The 16644-nt window shown below is 41.9% G+C and carries 15 protein-coding genes; 5 read left to right on the forward strand and 10 right to left on the reverse strand.

The annotated features are described in order from the left end of the window. The coding region (locus tag NZ896_04245; protein ID MCS7116664.1) for a DUF4921 family protein at nt 1-1001 on the reverse strand (1001 nt) is incomplete at its 3' end. 93 nt (nt 1002-1094) lie between these two features. Here NZ896_04245 and NZ896_04250 point away from each other — a divergent pair. Next, nucleotides 1095-2357 (forward strand): alkaline phosphatase family protein, encoded by a 1263-nt coding sequence (locus tag NZ896_04250; protein MCS7116665.1) that lies wholly within the window; start codon nt 1095-1097, stop codon nt 2355-2357. 95 nt (nt 2358-2452) lie between these two features. Here NZ896_04250 and NZ896_04255 read toward each other — a convergent pair whose 3' ends face one another. Then, entirely contained in the window at nt 2453-3838 is a 1386-nt protein-coding gene (locus NZ896_04255; GenBank protein MCS7116666.1) for an MmgE/PrpD family protein, read from the reverse strand. A gap of 229 nt (nt 3839-4067) precedes the next feature. Between NZ896_04255 and thiC the strand changes: the two genes are divergently transcribed. The 4 genes from thiC (at nt 4068) to NZ896_04275 (ending at nt 8195) form a co-directional block, all read left to right on the forward strand. Beyond that, nucleotides 4068-5345 (forward strand): phosphomethylpyrimidine synthase ThiC, encoded by a 1278-nt coding sequence (gene thiC / locus NZ896_04260; protein ID MCS7116667.1) that lies wholly within the window; start codon nt 4068-4070, stop codon nt 5343-5345. A 290-nt stretch (nt 5346-5635) separates the two neighbouring features. Next, nucleotides 5636-7528: a hypothetical protein gene (locus NZ896_04265; protein ID MCS7116668.1), complete on the forward strand. Its 1893-nt coding sequence runs from the start codon at nt 5636-5638 to the stop codon at nt 7526-7528. A gap of 38 nt (nt 7529-7566) precedes the next feature. Further along, complete coding sequence (locus tag NZ896_04270) at nt 7567-7878, forward strand: ATP synthase subunit C (protein ID MCS7116669.1); 312 nt, start codon at nt 7567-7569, stop codon at nt 7876-7878. 47 nt (nt 7879-7925) lie between these two features. Beyond that, nucleotides 7926-8195, forward strand: a complete 270-nt coding sequence (locus NZ896_04275; protein MCS7116670.1) for a hypothetical protein — start codon at nt 7926-7928, stop codon at nt 8193-8195. 21 nt (nt 8196-8216) lie between these two features. Here the strand turns inward: NZ896_04275 and NZ896_04280 are convergent, their stop codons facing one another. From NZ896_04280 to NZ896_04315, 8 genes are all read right to left on the reverse strand, one after another. Next, nucleotides 8217-9329, reverse strand: a complete 1113-nt coding sequence (locus tag NZ896_04280; protein MCS7116671.1) for a V-type ATPase subunit — start codon at nt 9327-9329, stop codon at nt 8217-8219. A gap of 3 nt (nt 9330-9332) precedes the next feature. Next, nucleotides 9333-9944 carry a V-type ATP synthase subunit D gene (locus tag NZ896_04285; GenBank protein ID MCS7116672.1) on the reverse strand — a complete coding sequence of 204 codons (612 nt, stop codon included), beginning with the start codon at nt 9942-9944 and terminating at the stop codon, nt 9333-9335. Beyond that, nucleotides 9944-11332 (reverse strand): V-type ATP synthase subunit B, encoded by a 1389-nt coding sequence (locus NZ896_04290; protein MCS7116673.1) that lies wholly within the window; start codon nt 11330-11332, stop codon nt 9944-9946. Before NZ896_04290 ends, NZ896_04285 begins: the two co-directional genes overlap by 1 nt. Nucleotides 11333-11334: 2 nt before the next feature. Continuing rightward, a complete protein-coding gene (locus tag NZ896_04295; protein ID MCS7116674.1) occupies nt 11335-14649 on the reverse strand; it encodes a V-type ATP synthase subunit A in 3315 nt (1104 codons plus the stop codon). Then, nucleotides 14636-15274: a V-type proton ATPase subunit E gene (locus NZ896_04300; GenBank protein MCS7116675.1), complete on the reverse strand. Its 639-nt coding sequence runs from the start codon at nt 15272-15274 to the stop codon at nt 14636-14638. The genes NZ896_04295 and NZ896_04300 overlap by 14 nt, the downstream gene beginning before the upstream one ends. After that, nucleotides 15267-15563, reverse strand: a complete 297-nt coding sequence (locus NZ896_04305) for a hypothetical protein (GenBank protein MCS7116676.1) — start codon at nt 15561-15563, stop codon at nt 15267-15269. Before NZ896_04305 ends, NZ896_04300 begins: the two co-directional genes overlap by 8 nt. Continuing rightward, nucleotides 15560-15877 (reverse strand): V-type ATP synthase subunit F, encoded by a 318-nt coding sequence (locus NZ896_04310; protein MCS7116677.1) that lies wholly within the window; start codon nt 15875-15877, stop codon nt 15560-15562. Before NZ896_04310 ends, NZ896_04305 begins: the two co-directional genes overlap by 4 nt. 136 nt (nt 15878-16013) lie before the next feature. Further along, nucleotides 16014-16358: a nascent polypeptide-associated complex protein gene (locus NZ896_04315; GenBank protein ID MCS7116678.1), complete on the reverse strand. Its 345-nt coding sequence runs from the start codon at nt 16356-16358 to the stop codon at nt 16014-16016. Between the last annotated feature and the right edge of the window lie 286 nt (nt 16359-16644).

Raw genomic sequence — 16644 nt, forward strand, 5'->3', positions numbered from 1 at the left:
CTTAAGATTTCTGCCGCTCGCTCTGGTGGGACTTGAACGATGTAAATACCATTACCCTTCTCAAAACCAGCCCACCTTTCGAGTTGAGGATAGACTTCAATATGCCAATGAATTTGGCGGGTCGCTTTCTTTTCGGATGATGTGTGAAAGACCAGATTGAATGAAGGGTTATTTAACGATTTCGCCAAACCACCGAGAGTGGAGCGAAGCATTATAGATAGGTCTCGAATATCCTTTTGAGTAACACGCAAAAAGCTAACCTGGTGCCTCTTTGGAAAGATCCAGAATTCAAAAGAATGAGTAGGTGACCATGGACAAAATGCTACAAAAGAATTTGTAGCAAGTATCTGCCTGGGGCCACCAGACTCTATATTCAAGATCGAACACATGGGGCAGACGCCCAGATCACGCATAGACCTTTGAACAGCGAGGGCCTCTTGCTCGATGATTGGAGGGAGGCGAGGAAGTGTCAATATCTGGAGATGAGGGTGTGACTGTGAAGCCCCCGCATCCCTACCATAATTTATAAATATAGAGACGTACGCGACACGTTTTTTGCCGTATAACCAACGGACCTTATCCTGAACCGTAGTCAATATATTGATCCATTGTTCGACACTCATCTGAGAGAAGGATTCGTTATGGTTCGGTGTGGCTACGACTACATAGTGATATCCATAGGCTGGTTCACTATAGAGTGGATGATCACCATACACCTCTTTACTACTTATACTTACAGCGGGGTACTGATTAGGAAAGACCCTTACACACCAATCGCGAATGACTTCTCCTTCTGTATCAGAGAGTTTTATGAGCGAGCCTTCTCTCGAAACCAATACCAGGTCTGCGGGAGGGGTTTGAGATTCGTTACCGGGGCAGAATGGGCAGACATCTTCCTTCTCTTTTATCATTACAGATGGAAATTCGAAGGGTCTGTTTGCACGCTCGGTCGAAATGATCGTATATCGGTCTAAAAAGTAATCCTTCCTTAATTCAGCCAAGTTGGCTCAATCTATCCTATCAATATACTATGTTTAAATCTTTCCACCGTTTATCCCATATCATGGGATCATCAAGGATCATCGGTGGTGCTCTTGGTTAAGTTGTTATACGTGCTATTGGATGGGGCCGGAGATTTGCCAGATCCTACTTTAAATCTTGTTACACCTCTGGAGGCTGCATATACCCCCTCTCTAGATTCTTTAGCAAGGTTGGGTGTAAGTGGGCTTGTGTACTCGGTAGGTAAAGGAATTTCGCCCGAATCTGATATCGCGGTATTCAACATGTTAAGTTATGATTTTTCATCGAATTATGTTGGTAGAGGTGTGGTCGAAGCGGTAGGTGCGGGTATGGAGTTTCGTGATGGATACCTAGCACTTCGGGGGAACTTTGCCACGATTGATGAGGATCTGTCGATCATCGACCGACGCGCTGGTAGAGATATCTCGAGTGAAGAAGCCAATGAGTTGGCGGAAGCTATCAAAAGGTATGTGAAGCTTTCTTATAAGGGTGCGAGCTTCGATTTTGTACCAACGGTCGCACACCGTTGTACCGTGGTATTCAAAGTTGAAGGAGTAAATCTTTCTGCCAACATCTCCAACACAGACCCCGCTTATACGCGTGTAAGTGGCATGGGTGTTGTAAGTGGTGCTGATTATCCAAAGAGTATTCAGAAGTGCTTGCCATTGGATAATGAAGAATCATCACGATTATCTGCATCTTTAGTGAATGAGTTTTCAGATAAGGCTATAAGGGTTCTTCGATCACACCCGGTCAATCTAAAGCGTGTGAAGGAGGGTAAGAAGGCTGCGAATGCGATCCTCCTAAGAGATGCTGGAAATCAACTTCCAAAGATACCATCTATCTATGAAAAGTTTGGAATGAGATTCGCCTGTATTGCCGACCTTCCTGTAGAAATAGGTATCGCTCGCTTACTCGGTATGGAGGTTGCAAAAGCGGGTGGATTAGGAGATTATGAGAAGAAGGCGGAGGTTGTGTTAGATCTCTTAAAGAAGTTTGATGGTGTTTACGTTCATTTAAAAGGGCCCGATGAGCCTGGGCATGATGGTAACGCTAAGATGAAGAAGAGAGTGATCGAAGAGATCGATCGAAGATTCTTCGCAAGGCTCATCCCTCAATTAGATCTTGATGAGACTTTAATAGTGATCTCATCGGACCATTCTACACCTTGTCGATTGAAGGCCCATACCGATGATCCTGTACCACTCTTGGTAGTTAATAAAAGAATAAAAAGGGATAATACTTGCCGCTTCACAGAAAGAGATGCAGCAAAGGGAAGTCTAGGTGTACTTCGCGGTGTTGAAGTCCTTGCAAAGGCCCTCTCATTAGTACGTTGATGTCCAGATTAGATGTATTGCTTATTATTGCTTATTAAATGATTGGTACTTTTCGCTACTCCTCTAATTATCTCAATCACTATTAGTGTTTACTATTAATTCTTACCCTCTTCGATCGTGAAAAGATCGATGAGCTCCTTAATGTTGGCCACTCTATCGAGTCTATAAATTACTTTTATAGCCTCTTCGGTCCGATCTTCAGACAACCTTCCTTGTACCAGAGTTCTAAATTTATCTTCCAATTCCTTATCGGTCAATGGATTATCTGGATCACCTTTTGGCGCTTCGATACAATCTTCATAGACCTTTCCATTTTTCAATCTAATTTTAGCTGTAGCCTGCCATCTTTTGGGAAATACTTTATCGAGTTCTGGATCGTTGATGACCTTTACCTTCTTCGCTAAATTTAAAACCTCTTCATTCTTTATCATCTCCTCACTATACTCATTAATAAATGCTCTACCCTTTAAGATGGCTACCGAGATGCTGAATGGCATACTGAATTGGGCATCGACGATATTTCTCGGCCTACATTTAACTTCGATCGGCTCAGCTACGATCGGTAATGCGGTCTTGACGGTACCTACGATTACTTCATCTATATCGTATGAGTTTATCCCATTCTCCCTAACGATCTTTAAGACAACATCGATGGCTGGTTGAATATAGCGGCAGCATGCATGGGGTTTTATCGAAATTTCATTTATCAAGAATCGCTCACCCAACCCCTCTGTAAGTTTACTTAGATCGTATCGATCGGTATGAGCCCTAATGAACCCATGCCTACCCTCCAGAACGGTCTTGGGGCCTGTGAAGCCTTCCTTTGCCAATAGTGCTGCGATTATCCCACTATGCGCAGCCCAGCCTGGATGGAGCCTCTTTGTCCATGAACCATCGCTAAGAAACTCCATGAGCCCAGATGCTTGACTACCCACGATGCCCAACGCATTTACCATCTCATCTACATTAAGATCGATGATCATACCAGCAGCTAAAGCGGCACCAAACGCCCCACAGGTAGCTGTAGGATGGAAGCCTCGAGCGTAGTGAGCAGAAGGTATAAGTGCAGCACCGAGCCTTAACATAAGATCGTATCCAACGATTATAGCCAATATACATTCTTTACCACTCGCTTCAAGCTTTTCAGCTATAGCGAGAGTTGCGGGTATGATTACAGCGCCTGGATGTGATGAAGATTCATTTTCCACATCATCGAGTTCCAACCCATGGGCCATAACTCCATTTACAAGAGCAGCGTTCGGGCTCGGCACCTTCAAATTGCTTGCAATTACACTACTCTCTAACCTTCCACCCATACTCTTTACAAGATTGAATACCTTTTTACTCGATGGTAGGTTAGATCCACCTACAGCGACACCCAACAGATCTAAGATACACCGTTTTGCTGAATGGATCGTATAATCGCCCAACTTATTAAAGTCAAGTTCTGTGTAAAAACTAGCTAACTTTTCTGTTAACAATCGAGCTCCATTTTACTAAAGAAACTCATAAATTAAAGCTTATTGATTTTCTTCGATCGAGTACTGAAGGCCGTCATTATGAAGTGCCACTTAAGAGAATAATCTCTGTTAATTTGATTTCGAGATCTGAACGATCCTTGAGAATTTTTATCAATAAATAATAAATGACTTATTAAAAGACTTAAAAAATCGGCCAAAGATTAAAATAAGGTGATTCTTCTTGAGCGTAATGAAATCGGCACAAAGAGGTATCATAACGGAGGAGATTAAGATCGTAGCAGATACTGAAAATCTCTCGGTAGAATCTTTAAAGCAGAGGGTGGCAAATGGTAGGGTAATCATACCGAAGAATGTAAGGCGTGAAGGTGTAAAGCTGGTAGCGATAGGTGAAGGGTTATCTACAAAAGTGAACGTGAATGTTGGCACTTCCACAGTCTTCGCAGATCTAGATATGGAGATCGAAAAAGCCAAGGTAGCTTTAAATTATGGTACCGATACGCTCATGGACCTTAGTACAGGAGGGGATCTTGACCTTATAAGGCGAAGCCTCATCAAGATCTGCCACGTACCCTTCGGAACCGTGCCGATCTATCAGGCTTACATCGAAGCGACGAGGAAATTTGGCTCCTTTATTCATATGAATGAAGATCTTATCTTCAATAGCATCGAAAGACACCTTGAAGATGGTGTCGATTTTATTACCGTTCATACGGGAGTCACCAAGAATTTGGCTGAGAAGTTAAAGAAAGTAGGGAGAACAGCAGGTATAGTGAGTAGAGGTGGTTCGATACTTGTAGCATGGATGCTTCATAATGGGCTCGAAAACCCCCTTTATGCTCATTACGATTACCTACTTGAGTTAGCTTCAAGATACGATATTACCCTCAGCCTCGGTGATGCGCTCAGACCGGGAAGCATCGTTGATGCCCATGATGAATTTCAAATCGAAGAGCTCATGAATAACGCTAGACTCGCTAAATTGGCGAGAGAAAGGTGTGTACAAGTTATGATAGAAGGTCCAGGCCATATGCCCATCGATAAGATTGCAGAAGATGTGAGGATGGAAAAGACATTAAGTGACGGTACTCCTTACTATGTACTAGGCCCACTCGTTACAGATATAGCGGTAGGTTATGACCATATAGCGGCAGCTATTGGTGCTGCTATAGCCAGTATGAGTGGTGCAGACCTTATATGCTACTTGACACCTTCGGAACATATCTCTTTACCCAATGTAGAGCAGGTAAAAGAAGGGTTGATAGCTGCCAAGATTGCTGCTCATGCGGGAGATCTGATCAAGTTGAGAGAAAGAACGTTAAAGAAGGATTTGGAGATGAGTTTGGCAAGGGCGAGGCTCGATTGGGAAGCTATGAAGTCTCTATCTTACGACCCCGTCCATTTTGATAAGATAAGGACTCAGCTGAAAAGAGTGGAAGGGTCCTGCACTATGTGTGGTGATATGTGCGTATATCTTCTACTTCAAAGATACTTTAGGCCAAAATCTTAAGTATTTTAGAAATAAAATCGAACTGATAATAAAATCTTATTCATTTGGCATTAAATAGTTAAAAATTATGAAATAGGTTTAGTTAAAGCCCTGATGATTCAAACTAATAAACTTAATTTAAAAACCAACTTTACATTTTAAAATATCTAACCCTTCTACCATATTTTAGATTATCAATGCAAAGGTTTACCGAAAGTTATACGATCTAAATTAAAGATTTAAAATTAAATGTAAATTAATCGATTAAAGATTTAGAAATTGTAAGGCAAAGTTTTTTAATCTATAATTGTATGCTCAACGTAGCGATGATAATTCCCGTTAAAAAAGTGACCATCGTTACACTTACAGAGTACGAAGAATTTATACTCAGCGAACTTGGGAAGCTGGGTGTTTTAGAGTTAAGGAAGCTTCGTGAGGATGAATTTAAGGGATTGAAGGAGACGGGTAATGAAGATGAAGTAGCCAAGTATAGTGAACTTTACGGAAGATTCACTCTACTCTACAACCAATTGATTGGTGAATTTCAAGAACCTAAAGAAGGGATGAGTGAAGTAACAATAACTAAGATCCCCATAAAAGAGTTAGAAGATATGGTCAACAAGTTAGAGAGTTATGTGACGAGTCTTAATCAACTAAAAGAATTAAGAACGACGATCAGTATATTGAAGGAGCAAAAGTTAGATCCGAAGAGCCTTGGTGATTTTGAGCATATATTTACAAAAGCAGGTATTTTACCATTGACTTCGCTTCGAAAGGTTGAAGAATTAGCTAAAATAAGAAGTGATATTCAATATAGATTTGCACCCATATCTGAAAGTGAAGTCTTTCTTTATATAGGTGGATTGATCGATGCCAGGCAGACCGTTATAGATGCGCTCTACCCAGATTTTAAAGAATTCAAACTACCTCCTGAAGTACCTGGAAGGATAGAGGATGCTGTTACTTGGGTTGAGCAAGAGATAACTCATAGAAAAGATCAGATTTTAGAATTATTGAATAAATTAAGTTTTGGTAGACGTGTCAAGTACTCGTTAGAGATCGCCAAAGGAGTATCAAAGTTGTTAAGAAGTAAGATGGTAAGTGTGATGAGTGGATGGGTACCTTTAGACAATTTGGATGTCATTCAAAAATTTCCAGAAAGAGTTAAGGATGAAGTAAATGGTCAATTGGCCATCTACTTTGAAGATCCTGAGCATGAAGAAGCTATACCTACGGTGATGAAGAATCCGAAGATTCTTTCTATATTCGAAACTTTAACTAGACAGTACGGGATACCACACCCCAAAGAGCTCGATCCAACACCCATATTTGGGATTCTATGGACGATCATGTTTGGGATCATGTTCCCAGACGCGGGCCAAGGATTTGTAATAATTCTTTTAGGGATACTGTTCGCTTATATTCGTAAGAAGCCGATAATGGGTATGAGTATGAAAAGGGTTGGGAGGTTGATGATAGGTTTGGGTATTTCTGCTACATTCTTCGGTTTATTGACTGGAGGTGTATTTCTAACGGAGATTCAACCACTGATCCCTGGTCTAAAACCCGGTTGGCTCAAATACTCTGTAAATGTGGTCTGGTTGATCAAACTCGCCATATTCTTCGGTATAGTTGCCATGCTCATCGCCCTGATCTTTAATGTGATAAATAGCTTTAGGGCTGGTGAAAGGATCGAAGCCCTCTTCGGTGAAAGGGGGTTGGCAGGTTTGATCACATTCGTAGGATTGGTCTTAACGGCGTTCCACTTTATCGGTATAACCGTTATACCCAAAGTAATCGAGTTTCCTATGTTAACGATGAATGTATTTACCCATTGGTCATTCTTTATCTTCATCGGTGGCCTCCTTTTGATGCCTGTAAAATCGATACTGATGAAGGAAGGTATATCGATGAGTATAGGCCCTATAATAGAGGATGCAATCGGATTCTTGGCAAATATGATGTCCTTCGCTAGACTTGCAGGATTCGCCATTGCACATGTAGCTTTTGCTATAGTGACTCATGAATTGATGCTGGCAAGCCCTACGTTGGGTATCGGTATCGGTTACGTGTTCCTCAATCTATTCTGCTTAACTTTAGAATTGCTCGTTGTGATGATCCAGGCCCTTCGCCTCCTCTACTACGAATTCGGCACAAAATTCTATAGAGGAACAGGTTACGCTTTTTCTCCATTTAAACTTTAATAGTACATAATATGATACCTATAGCGGAGGGTTGAATCATGACAAATTCGATTAGATTGCCAATCATGTATATAGCCTTACTAGCAATCTTCCCGATAGTGTTGACAAATCTGGCCTACGCAGGATCGGCAGAACCGTTGGCTGAAGCTTCGAAATTCATGAGTATGGCGATATCTGTCGGCCTTGCATCGGTGGGTGCTGGATACGCCCTTGGAAAGACCGGAGCGGCTTCGATCGCTAGCATAACGGAGAAGGCAGAGCTCTTTGGGCGCACGATCATATACGTAGGTATGGCCGAAGGTATCGCCATCTATGGCCTGTTGATATCTTTCCTCGTCTGGATCAGTTGAGGCTAAAGTATTTTATCGGCGATCTTAGGTTACAAAGTGCAATACTGATGGTTAGAGAGTATTTTGAACAGAGCGATATCGAAAGGCAAAGATTTGCCATAAGAACGTTAAGAGATTACCTCATCACACTTGTTGCGACTCAAGCCCTGGGCATACTCTTGATCCTGCTCTGGTTGAAGACCGATCCCTCAAAGACAGAGATACTGATAGTCTTCTTCATCTCAGCCCTGATCCTCGCGATCTTTTGGCCGATTACATTAGCATTTATCTTCTCATGTTTAAGGAAGAAGGGACTAAAATTTTTGAGAATTCGATAATTCGATTAGTTCGATTAAAGTTTATGATAGACTTATAAGGTAAGGCTTTAACTCTTCAGGCTTTAGGCCGTACTGCTTTCCCAATGCCATCATGGTTAGATCTTTAAACTCTACTTCGCATAATAGCATGTAGGAAATTACGTAAGCATGGGTAGAATCTTTTAAGAGCTGCCTCTCAGCCTCTCTTCGAATGTATCTATAAAGCTCTACTTGGGCCAACATATCATCTCCTTTAGCAATATGATCGATTATCTTGGCGTAAGGGCTTAACAACTTCTTTAAACCTTCTGGACTTTCGGCCTGAATCGCGATCTTGAATGTATCGACCGAAAGTTTAAAGGAGAAGGGTACGATGATAGACTTCACAAAGTCCTTGCCATAACCATAAACGACTGAAGCGGTGCAGATGAAGGTATTGGTAGCATCTATCTCAGTACCTATTATGCGTTTTACATTCTCAAATTCATCTTTCGGAATTCTCGATAACGCGTTGATAAGGTAACCATAGTAAGTGGCCCAAAGTTGCATCTCCATTGGTAAAGAACTTTTATGGTCACGTGATAACTTATAAGCTTCATCTAAATCACCGTAAATGGTACCCTTTAACTTCTCGATAACATCATCGATCTTCCCAACTCTTAAAAGGACTTCAAAGTCTATATCGGAGAGCTTACCTAGTGGAAATAGAGTCTCTTGAATTTGTTCGTTGAGAATTTCAGAAAACTTCCCCCTCAATATTCGTATTATATTTTGAAGTTCTAGTCTACGTGCATAGACGTCGATTAAACCTATCAGGTCTTCAGGGGGAAATTCTACACCCCATAGACCCTCTTCATAGATCCTCCAAAGCGAGCTCCCCATAAATCCTTTATGGCGTACTTTAAGAATAACGTAACGTTCAATACTATTTGATTTAAGAATTGTGTAACGTTCGACGAGCTTCTTGCCAAAGATTCTTTCCAGAGCATGAGCATCTAATCTGGTTAACTTCGATATATCTGCACTATAATCACTTGCCAATAGCATATCTACCATACTCCTCAAATCCTCACACATGTTAAGTGATAGAATCGTAGACTTGGGTAGGAGATGGGTCTTCAACGCGTGGCATTTAACATTGATATATTCGGACATAAATCATCTCCTTTTCGCCAATTTGTTTCTTATAATCTTCGTTCTTATAACCTCCTCAAGCATCTCTTCATCGAGCATATCCTCGATGTACTTTGCGCTGCGCTTAAGCTCGGGTATGACATACTTTTCTAGAGCATTCACCTTTCTGTTGGTCGCGCCTAGCTCTTCAGCTATTCTCTCTATAGAAGACTCTACCTCCGCTATCTTCACAAGATCCTCTATTAAGGCTTCAAAATCTTTTGCGATAGATCTTAAGACTGGGTTCAACGTTACCTTGACTTTGTTGATCTCTCTTACATAAGGTATCAAGCACCCCATGACGCTCTTTGGATAGATTTGAATCGTGATCGTCTCGACCGGATTGATCTGTGACTCCACCTCACCCGATCCCAAGAATGCGTACGCAGCCCTCATCCTGCTGAGAGCTTTCTCAACCTTGGCTTCAAACTCCGCCCTTTTCGCCTCTAAAAACTCTAAGTAAGATCTGATAGTTTTGGCCAATTCATCCCTCTTTAATTTAAGTAGTTTATAGCCTTCCTCGATGAATACTATACGCTTCTTTAACTCGAGCAGGAAGCCTTTTGTCGGTCTAACCCTTCTTAAAGTAACTGACATTACGCTCTTCTATACCTCGGATGAAACTCTCTAATGTACTCTTCCCTAATCCTGATCAACTCGTGCTCGGGTAGGAGAGAGAGTAAATCCCATGCGATCTCTAAAGTCCTCTCTATCGGTCTATTCTCGTAAACTCCCTGATTTACAAACTTCATTTCAAATTCGTCTGCGAATCTTAAATACTTCCGCTCTCTCTCGCTAAGTCCGACTTCACCGATGATCCTAGCCAATCCTCTCGCCTTTACACCTTCCGCATAGGCCATGTAAAGTTGATTCGCAACATCACTATGGTCTTTACGAGTCCTACCAGGACCGATACCATCCTTCATCAATCTGGAGAGTGATGGGAGGACATTGATCGGAGGATAAATACCTCTTAAATGTAGATCTCGATCGAAGATCAACTGACCTTCGGTAATATACCCGCTTAAGTCGGGGATCGGGTGTGTTATATCACCGCCAGGCATCGTTAAAATGGGGAATACGGTAACCGATCCTTTCTTTCCTTTTATCTTTCCACATCTCTCATAGATCGATGCAAGGTCTGTGTATAGGTAGCCGGGATAACCTTTTCTCGTGGGAACCTCTTCTCTTGCTATCGAAATAGACCGTAAAGCTTCACCATAGTTCGTCATATCGGTCAGCATAACAAGTACATGCATATCTAGATCATACGCTAAATATTCAGCGATCGTCAACGCGATCCTGGGGGCGATGATTCGCTCGATGATAGGATCATCGGCTAGGTTTAAAATCATGACACACCTTTCAAGGGCGCCTGTTTCAGCAAATTCTCTTCTGAAAAATTCGTACTCTTCATGTTTGATACCCATGGCACAAAAGACGACGGCGAAGTCTTCCTCTTTACCCGGAACTGTCGCTTGGCGTGCTACCTGGGCTGCTGCAATGTTATGAGGCAAGCCAGCCTCAGAGAAGAATGGGAGTTTCTGCCCTCTCACCAAAGAGTTCATACCATCGATGACCGAAATACCGGTCTGTATGAATTCGCTCGGAGGCTCTCTAGCCGTCGGATTTATCGCTGCACCCTGTATTTCACGCTTCTCACCGATCGGTGGGGGCAGACCATCGAGCGGCTTATAACTTCCACTGAAGACCCTTCCTATAACTTCACTCGATACAGGGATTCTTATAACATCGCCTGTGAATCGAGCAGTTATACCAAGTTCCAACCCTTGAATAGCTCCAAAGACCTGTACTATAGCCAATCCAGCACTCGTATCAAGTACATTACCAAGTATCTCACTACCATCGGGTAGCTTCACTTCGACAAGTTCATTGTAGAGGGCATCTTTGATCCCTTCGACGAATATGAGGGGGCCACGTATCTCACGTACTGTTTTATAGATCAAACCGTACTTTTCGACCATCTTTATATCACGACTCCATACTGCTTCGCCAAAGCTTTAACCTCTTCTAAAACATCATTCTTTGCTCTATCGATGTGCTCAACCCCCTTTCTCTCTTTTAACCTCATCAATTCGACGATACTTTTAAACTCTCTGATCTTCTCTACAGGAACTCCAGCCCTGATTAGAGGCTCGGTGAGTTCGTAAAACTCTACGAGCGTTCTAAGTAATTTACTCTGTTTTTCTGGTTCACAATAGGTGTCAACTTCATGGAAAGCGTGTTGAACGAGGAAACCTTCTCTTATCATCTCTGCAACTAAGAGAATCAGACGTTGGGCATCGGGTAGAGCCTTTTCTCCAATGATCCTCGCTATCTCTTCAATCTTCGATGCTTCTTCAAGGATAGCCGTCGCCTTCATTTTATACTTTAACCAATCTTTATCGTAAGTCTGCCACCATTGACTGACGAGCTCCACATACCTACTGAAGCTCATCAGCCAATTGATCGCGGGGAAGTGTCTGCGAAATGCTAACGCCGTATCCAAAGCCCATAGAGTACCCACGAACCTCAACGTTATCGATGTGACAGGTTCGCTAAAATCTCCACCCGGTGGTGATACAGCGCCCATGATAGTAACGGAACCTACACGATACTCACTCCCCAATGTGATGACCCTTCCTGCCCTTTCATAAAACTCGGCAATCCTTTCTGGAAGGTAAGCGGGATAGCCAGCTTCCGCAGGTATCTCTTCAAGCCTACCACTTATATCTCTTAAAGCTTCGGCCCATCGTGAGGTAGAGTCTGCCATTATAGCTACATCGTAACCTTGATCTCTAAAATACTCCGCGATTGTAACACCCATATATATACTCGCTTCACGGGCTGAAACTGGCATATTGCTTACATTCGCTATCATTATAGTCCTCTCTATCAACTTCTTCCCACTTCTCGGATCTTCCAATTGGGGGAAGTGAGTGACGGCATCGGCCATTTCATTACCCCTTTCTCCGCAACCTATGTAAAGAATTATATCGGCAGCTGCCCATTTAGCTATTTGGTGTAATGTAACTGTATTATGGAGTATGAGTGGGGTCTCTCCACCAATGAAGTTATGTGTCTCAGGCACAGTTAGATCATATACAGTAAATTCTCCGTGAACCACATCCTTTGCTTCAACCCTCTCCAGCACAATATATTCTAGTACGGAGGCGAGCGTGCGAAGGCGTTCCAAGCTACTCCATCCTTGAACTCTCGTAACCATTTTTGATAAAAGAGCAACTCCCATTCTCTCGCCCAACTCGCTATAATTTCTAATGAATATACTCTCACCTTCTAATCGCTTCCTTCCAATCTCTACCGCTATATCCTTCATCAATTCTGCATCTAAAGGTACTATATCTCTAACTTGACTCTCTTTTCTCTCTAAATTGAGATAAGACTTTATCTCATACACCTTCTTGATTTTTAAGGATCTTTCATCGAATATTTTAAGGAACTTGGCTAATTCTTTACAGCTACTTATAATGATCCTATCTCCCCTAACTGAGTAAAGAATTCCCAACCTTGAAAGTATGTATGAGAGTTGGTGGACAAACTTACTAGAGGCTGAAGAGATCCCAACCACTCCAGAGCTGAAGCACCCATCTCCAAGATAGTATCCTTTGAGAAATGCCGCTACTACAGAGTCGGGTGATCTTTGAATAATCTCCGGTATGGTAACATTTTGAGACTTCTTCCTCTCAGGATAACCTATAGCTTTTAAGAGGCGTATTAAAGCTGAGTTATAAATAGCTAGACCACTAACAGTTCTAAAACTTTTCTTTACACACTTCACACCAAATAGCCTAGATGCAATCTCAGCGAACCTTTTAAGAATTAGAGGATCATCGTTAAATAAGTGAATAGCTCTTCCGGCAATCATACCATCAGAGAGTAAGAGGCCCAAAAACTCCGCGAATTCCTCATCGACTACCCTAGGTATTTTGAGTTTATTCTTCGATCTTTCAATCCCCACATAACGAATCACAGGTTTAAATTCTCCTATAAGATCGAAGAGCTTGGCCACGATTTGACATAAAGGTTTATTTCGCCCTGAATAGATTTCACTTAACACATATGGTGAAACTCCTAATAGATTGGCAAGCTTCTCCATACCTCCAAGCCTCTTCGAGAATGCTTTAATTGTACTTTTGACTTTACGTAAAACTTTGCCATCCCTTACCCTTAAACCTAAAGTGTAAGGATCGAGCTTCTGATATTCTAGGTTTAATGGGATTTTACGAGGTAAAGCGATGTAATCCCCTACCTTTACTTTCTCAGCAGCCCTTTCCTCAAAGAATCCTAGTGGATTAAATACTATAACTTCATGTGAAGGTGTAACTGAGAGCTTTCTACCACTCGATGTAGAGAGCTTTATAATCCGATCGGTCCAGCCTTTATAAACGTGGGAAGCTCTTTTCTCAACCAGTTTAAAACCATCGAATGATATTACATTAAAGTTACAGGCACGTAACTCTTCCCTATCTCCAACCTTTTCCCCTGCATCTGCTTTAGAAAACAACTCCTCTATAGGAATCAACCTTCCATCAGCTAGCAGAACGGGTGTTCCAGGAAGGACACACTTCCCAGTCCCGAAACCTCCGGGTATAGCAGCAGTCCCACCTTTCGCAATTGGGAAGAACGAATCGATGACCCTCTGCCCAGTTAATAGAGGTTCCGTTAAAGGCAATCGGCCCTTATAGGGCCTTGGTATTCTTATGGGCCATAATTGCATCATAGTCAGATCGACCTTTTTACCATCCGACTCAAGGGTCGCTATAGAGTCTGTAACTGTGAAGTCTCCTTCTTTTATCTCACGAATCACACCCCTCAAACCTACAGGTACCAAAATCCTATGCTCGACCATGAGGGATTCGGGTGTGGTTCCTATGATATCTCCTTCAACGACCTTATCACCAACCTTAACCTTCGGTGTGAAGTGCCACTTCTTATACCTATTTAGTGGAGCAGTTCTTACACCTTTCTTCATAAAGTCTCCGATGAGCGATCGAATCTCACTCTCTGAAAATTCCAAACCGTCGAATATCGATCCGATCAGACCGGGGCCTAATTCAGCGGTCAGAGGCCTTTCTGTATTTAAAATCTCATCACCGGGCTTTAAACCACTCGTATCTTCGTAACATTGAATAGAAACCTCATTTCCGCGTATTCTAATGATTTCACCTATAAGTTTGAGTGGCCCGAGTTGAACGACATCACCGATCTTCGCATTTGCTACACCTTTACCTACTACAAGCGATCCATATACTCTAGTTATTTCACCTTTACCCTTTGACATACATATCCTCCCCGAATAATTTCTTACTAACTTCATACCTTAACTCATCATACATTTTGGCCAACCTCCCTTCGATGGTGTTATAGAAGATTTTGGTCCTATCCTTACTATAGACGATGACACCTCCTATACAGTTACTAGGTGTATCATCGACCTTTATATCCACATCATAGCCCAACTCTTTACCGATTCTTTTGGTGATGGTACTCAAATTCTTCTTAATGTAATCGGTATCCTTCTGATTACCATTTACGATGACTTCTTTTTCACCGATCTTTTTGATAGCCTCCTTCAGTAAGCCTATAAGAATATTATTGTAATCGGAAGACCTTTTGGTAGCCAATTCAGATAACCTCTTTTTGGCCTCTTCCAAGACTCTCGATATCACTTCCTCCCTTGCATTGAATATAGTCCTCCTACCTTCCATCAAAGCAGATCCGATGATCTTTCTCCTAATTATCATCACTTCAGGCTTTGATATTCTTATGACAGCTTCCTTAACTTCCTCCTCGGCACTCATGATGATCTTCTTCGCCTCTTCTTCCGCACTCGATAAGATCTGCCGAATCTGTGCTGAAGCCCTCTGTCTAATACCTTCTTTTATAAACTCAAATCCACTAATCAATCGCCAACACCCTCTTTACAACGAAGTTGACAGCATCTTCAAACTTTTCATTCGAGATCCTTTTAAAGCTTTCAGCCTTTTCCCTATACTCCCTTAAGATCCTCTCCGCTTCTTTTTCAGCCTCCTCTCTCTCCTTTTGTATAATCTTATCGATCCGCTCTCTTTGAGTTGCCAAGATTCTTTTCGCCTCCTCCCTTGCTCTGTTAATGATAGCCTCGGCCTGACTCTTTGCATCCTCGATGGATTTTAATGCCCTCTCTTCTTCCGCGACGAGTTCTTCTATGCTCAAAGTTTCAATTTCGCCCCTACAGCCAGACTTACACTCCTTTTAAGCTCTTCGATCCTTTTGCCTTTAATACCAGTGTAATCAGGAATAAATGAGAAGATCGGTGTTACCTTCCCTTCCTTTATTATCCTCGATCTGATTTCAGCAGTTATTTCAACGTATCGATCAGGCAGTATGATCATAGCATACTTGTTCGTTTTTAAGACTTCACCGAGAATCTTTAAAACTTCATTGGGATCTGTAGCCTTCAAACCCTCCGCACCTATCATTTTAAACCCAGCTATAAATGTTGGATCGCCGATCGCTACGACTGACAATTCAATCTCGAATTTGATTTGAATATACCCATATATATTTTTAGCGTGTCCTATTTACATAAATACTTTAATACTTTACACCTTTTTACACCTTGTAACAATCCGCTTTCCAGCCGTTATTAAAAATTATAAATCGTTATGAAAGTTGTGATGTCAACTTCAAAATAGCTTTTGCGGGCTCTCCATCTGCTTCTTCCAACGCAGCTATAGCCTTCTCTCTTGAGACACCAGCTTGTTGAGCTACCAATAATATATCTTCCTCTGAAAACTTTGGCCTCTCCCTCTGCCTCTCCTCCACTTCCCCGCCCACCACTTGAAAGAATCTAAAATCTTTTGTCTTAACCTCTGAAACGTTCGCATTCTTTATTATTATCTCCTTATCGGAAGTTTTAATGATGACTTCTTCAACGTTCGGTATAGGCTCCAAATCTACACCCATCCTCTCCAACATCCTCCTCATCTCTCTACCTCTAATCATCATCCTTTAACACCCTCTCTAACCTTCACAGCAACACCATCCTTAAATCTTTTGACCATAATTAATTCTTCAATCATCGAGCTTATAAAAGGTTCTACCATTTGTGTTTGGACGGTATTCAATAAAACTGGGCAAATGTTATGGAGCTACACATTACAATCGATAACATCAGTATTTACCATCTTAACCTAATCACTAGAGGTAACATATCCGTTAAATGAAGAACGCGCAGAAAAGGGCAAAGGTGATAAGAGCAATACCTATAGCATACCACTCTGGATCATTAAAG

The sequence above is a fragment of the Nitrososphaerales archaeon genome (assembly GCA_025058425.1).
Taxonomy (GTDB): Archaea; Thermoproteota; Nitrososphaeria; order Nitrososphaerales; family JANXEG01; genus JANXEG01.

Excerpts from the sequence above, each read along its gene's own strand:
- thiC (MCS7116667.1), top strand. The coding sequence starts at position 4,068 with ATGAAATCGGCACAAAGAGGTATCATAACGGAGGAGATTAAGATCGTA.
- NZ896_04265 (MCS7116668.1), top strand. The coding sequence starts at position 5,636 with ATGCTCAACGTAGCGATGATAATTCCCGTTAAAAAAGTGACCATCGTT.
- NZ896_04270 (MCS7116669.1), top strand. The coding sequence starts at position 7,567 with ATGACAAATTCGATTAGATTGCCAATCATGTATATAGCCTTACTAGCA.
- NZ896_04275 (MCS7116670.1), top strand. The coding sequence starts at position 7,926 with ATGGTTAGAGAGTATTTTGAACAGAGCGATATCGAAAGGCAAAGATTT.
- NZ896_04280 (MCS7116671.1), bottom strand. The coding sequence starts at position 9,329 with ATGTCCGAATATATCAATGTTAAATGCCACGCGTTGAAGACCCATCTC.
- NZ896_04285 (MCS7116672.1), bottom strand. The coding sequence starts at position 9,944 with ATGTCAGTTACTTTAAGAAGGGTTAGACCGACAAAAGGCTTCCTGCTC.
- NZ896_04290 (MCS7116673.1), bottom strand. The coding sequence starts at position 11,332 with ATGGTCGAAAAGTACGGTTTGATCTATAAAACAGTACGTGAGATACGT.
- NZ896_04295 (MCS7116674.1), bottom strand. The coding sequence starts at position 14,649 with ATGTCAAAGGGTAAAGGTGAAATAACTAGAGTATATGGATCGCTTGTA.
- NZ896_04315 (MCS7116678.1), bottom strand. The coding sequence starts at position 16,358 with ATGATGATTAGAGGTAGAGAGATGAGGAGGATGTTGGAGAGGATGGGT.